We start from the raw sequence: 3,703 nt of genomic DNA on the forward strand, positions 1-3,703 counted from the left end.
CAATATCCAGAGAAACCTGCGCCGCTCGACGTAGCTCATTTCAACGCACCTCCAGCGCGCCGCTTGCCGCGGTCTTGTCCAGATTCGTGTTTTGAATAAAGAGCGTTCGCGCACCCGTCGCGGCGCTCGCGGCAATTTGCAAGGTTAAGTGGATAATCCCTAGCCCCGCAGGCTGCTTTGCGATCACCGTAATGTCCCCCGCCCCGGTCACCGTGTACGTCATGCTGGTGTCAAAGCCGCTCTGCGAAAAAAGGCAGATGTCGACTGTTGCTGTTCCGCTTGCGGGTCGCAGAAGGGGAATCGGATTCCCACCCAGCGTGCAGGAATTGTTAGCCGTCGAGAACGCCCCGAGCGCAGCGACATTCATGTCCAGGTCGTTGCCCGGCGTTGAAATCCCACCTGTAGTCGGATCCACAACGACGATGTCTTTTCCCGATGCTGCGGGCGCCGCACTGCTCAACGCGATCACTTCATCGGAGCGGTTTGGCGTGGCCACGACGAGCGACACAACATTCGAAGCGGTGCCGTTCGGATTTTGTATTTGCACGGAGACGTTTCCCGCGATGGCCACGTCCGCCGCGGTTACGGGCGCGGTGCACTCTAGGGCGGATATGCAAGTAGTGGTCCGAGCCGTTCCCGCGACCAGCATGGTCGATCCGGGCCCCGGGCTTGACGCGACGAATGTGCTGCCATCCACGCGCAGAGTGAATCCCTGCGCTGCACCTGCGTACACGCTCGAAGGATGCAGCGTGAGAATGTTCGCGCCGCCAGCGATGGTCACGTTCGCTGTGCCCGATTGCGTGGTGTCATCCGAGCTGATGGCCACGACTTGAATCGCGTCTGGTGCAGGGGGAGCAGAGGGAGCTGTGTAATTTCCATTGGCATCGACGGAGCCGCAGGTTCCTGCCGCCGAACACGCCGTGCCTTGCACTTGCCAGACCACCGCTTGGTTGCTGGTGCCGAGCACCGATGCCTGAAAAGCCTGCACCGCCAGTGGGGCCAAAGTCACGGTCGCGGGCTGCACCGAGACCAGCACGTGATTGATGACGGTGATCTGCGCGCTGGCACTTTTTGTGAAATCCGCCGCGCTCACCGCGGTGGCGCTGACCGGATTCGGCGAAGGTATCGCGCCTGGCGCCACGTAGTCCACTTGTGAAGCTGTTGTGCTGTTCACAATCTGGCAGGGACTCGAGGCGACAACACAAATCTGGCCAAGCGCGGCGCTCCCTCCGGCCGTGCCATTGACGTTCCAATTTACGCCGGTGTTCGGGGTTCCGTTGACCTGCACCGTCAGGGTCACACGATGATTAGAGGCGAGCGTGTCCGCCCGTGGCGAAACGCTCACGCTGATTCCCGGCTGAATGGCAATTGACGCTTGTGCTTGTTTCGAAGGATCCGCCTGCGGCGTGACGGCCACCGTCACCGTATTCGGCGTAGGTGCGGTCGCGGGCGCAGTGTAAGTCGCCGAACTTGCCGTGACATTTGCGCCCGCCGATTGGGTCGTCACTACGCTCAAAACCCCGCACGAGGACCCGCTGCAACCCACTCCGCTGAGCGCCCACGTCAGCACCGTGCTGGGATTGGAATTGGGAACGGGCGTCAGCGTGGCTACGATCGTCGCGCTGGTTCCCGCTGGCACAATCGAGGGCGCGGTGAGTTGCAGCGTGAAGGTGCTGGTGATATTCACCGCTGCAGAGATCTGCTTCGAAGGGTCGGCAACGCTTTGCGCAGTCAGCATCACGCTTGCAGGCGAGGGAAGGATTCCCGGCGCGGTGTACCGGCCGCTGGTATCCACCGTCCCGCAGGCAGTAGGGCAAGCTCCACCGGATAGGCTCCAGATAACTGTGGCATCTGGATGACCATTGCTGGTTACTGCGGCTTGGAAAGCTTGGATCGCCCCCAACTCGACGCTTGCGGGATTCGGAGTCAGCGTTAGCGCGATGTCGCTGGTTATCACCACGCTTGCAGATCCCGACTTTGTGGGGTCGGCCTGACTGGTCGCTGTGATTTGCACTGCGGCCGGAGAAGGCAGGTCGTCGGGCGCGCTATAAACGCCTGCCGCCGAGATCATCCCGACCCGTGCGCTTCCACCTGCAATGCCGTTCACGCTCCAACTCACGCTGGTGTTAGTGGTGTTGGTGACCGTGGCCGTCAGCGTCAATTGGTTCCCCAGTAGGACTGTGCTGACTGGAGAAGTAACGGCCACAGTAATGGAAGGAGGAGGTGGTGGCGGCGGTGCGACTGTGCCTCCTGCGTTGCAGCCGGACAACCAAGCAGCCGCAGAGAGAAGGGCCGCGAAAACAGCTTTAACCGCGCTTGATTCCTTTTTGTCGCTTTGCGGAAGGGGCCGCATGCCCAGCCGAGAGCAGGCGAAGGACCAGCGAAAGAAGAATCGTCATTTGTGCAGACGAAAACCGGGCGCCAGCAAGCTCCGTGCGCAAGTCGGTGAGAAATAACGATTTCCGCTGCAACGAGAGTCTTTTGCGGCGAGACCTTGCCGCCATTGGCTGATGCGAAATACGCATTAGGAACAACTCGAGTTCTGATTAGGAACTCAGAACTGGCGAAAGCGTTTCATTTCGGCACCACCTTCGGCTCGCCGACCCTTGCGTTGACTTCTCTCCTTTCCCCGCCAATAATCCCCCCATGGCTCGCCCCGATGCCGTTCGCCGTGTCAAAAGCTACTCCGCCGCTGATGGTTTCGTGTATCAGTATTATTTTTTCGATGGGAGTCGCGCTCAGCGTGATGCCAGCCCTGGCGGCGAGTTCACTTATGTCGTTTCGGTTGACCGCCAATCTGCCTTTCCTTTCAAAATTTTCGTCCAGCAGTCGGCCCTCGACGGCTGGGCCGCACAAAACGGCCGCTCGCTCTCCAGTTCCGAAGAGTACGCCGTTGCCAAGATGCGCCTTTTCCAGGCTTTTGACGAAGGCGCGGTCCAGGCGAGTTCCAAAGGCGAGCCGCCTCGGGAAGTGGTTGTCGACGATTCCAATCTTGAAGGGCTGCTGGGCCAACTGGGTATCTGACTCCTAGGTTCCCAAGGGCGCATTCTGAAGTGAACCAAATCCGCCTGGGCGGCGTCTGCTAGTTGTACGGGGAGCGGGTGCCCCTGCTTACTACAGGCCGCTGCGTTGGGTGAGCAATAGAAGGGATGCCATGCAGGAGCTCGTCCTGATCCAGCCAGTCAGCACGGCAAGGAGCGAGTTGGAACCCGAGGCAGCTCAGGCGGACGCCCGGCGGGAATTCGAAGAGCGCCTCGCCGAATGCGGCCCGCTGGCCTACCGCGTGGCCTGCGGCGTCCTGCGCAATGCGGCCGATGCCGAAGACGTGGCCCAGGAAGCGTTGTTACGGGCTTACAAGAGTTTCGATAGCTTGCGCAACCGCAACCGTTTTCGTGGCTGGCTCGTTCGCATTTCGTTTCGGCTCGCCCTCGATCGCTTGCGCTCCGTGAAGCGCAGCGAGCAACGCGACATGCTGTGGTCGCAGCCGGCACACCAGCTTCCGCCGGTCACCGCGGAAGACCTTGCCGCTTCGAATCAATTTCAGGCTCACCTGCAGCGCGCTCTCGAGGAGTTGCCAGAGAAATTGCGCCTGGTGCTTTTGCTCTCGGCGATGGAAGGCCAAACCATCGAAGAAATCGCGACCATGGTGGGGGTACCGGTTGGAACCGTGAAGTCCCGGATCTTTGTCGCCCGAAAGAAATTA

The 3,703-nt window shown here is 60.6% G+C and carries 3 protein-coding genes; 1 reads left to right on the top strand and 2 read right to left on the bottom strand.

Features of this window, described 5'->3' with window-relative positions:
* Positions 1-40 precede the first annotated feature (40 nt).
* Positions 41-2,161: a hypothetical protein gene (locus VFI82_04945; GenBank protein ID HET7184008.1), complete on the bottom strand. Its 2,121-nt coding sequence runs from the start codon at positions 2,159-2,161 to the stop codon at positions 41-43.
* 413 nt (positions 2,162-2,574) lie between these two features.
* Positions 2,575-3,012 carry a hypothetical protein gene (locus VFI82_04950; protein ID HET7184009.1) on the bottom strand — a complete coding sequence of 146 codons (438 nt, stop codon included), beginning with the start codon at positions 3,010-3,012 and terminating at the stop codon, positions 2,575-2,577.
* 142 nt (positions 3,013-3,154) lie between these two features.
* On the opposite strand from VFI82_04950, the gene VFI82_04955 reads away from it, so the two are divergent.
* On the top strand, positions 3,155-3,703 hold a 549-nt coding region (locus VFI82_04955), incomplete at its 3' end, for a sigma-70 family RNA polymerase sigma factor (GenBank protein HET7184010.1).

The organism is Terriglobales bacterium (assembly GCA_035691485.1).
GTDB lineage: Bacteria > Acidobacteriota > Terriglobia > Terriglobales > Acidobacteriaceae > JAIQGF01.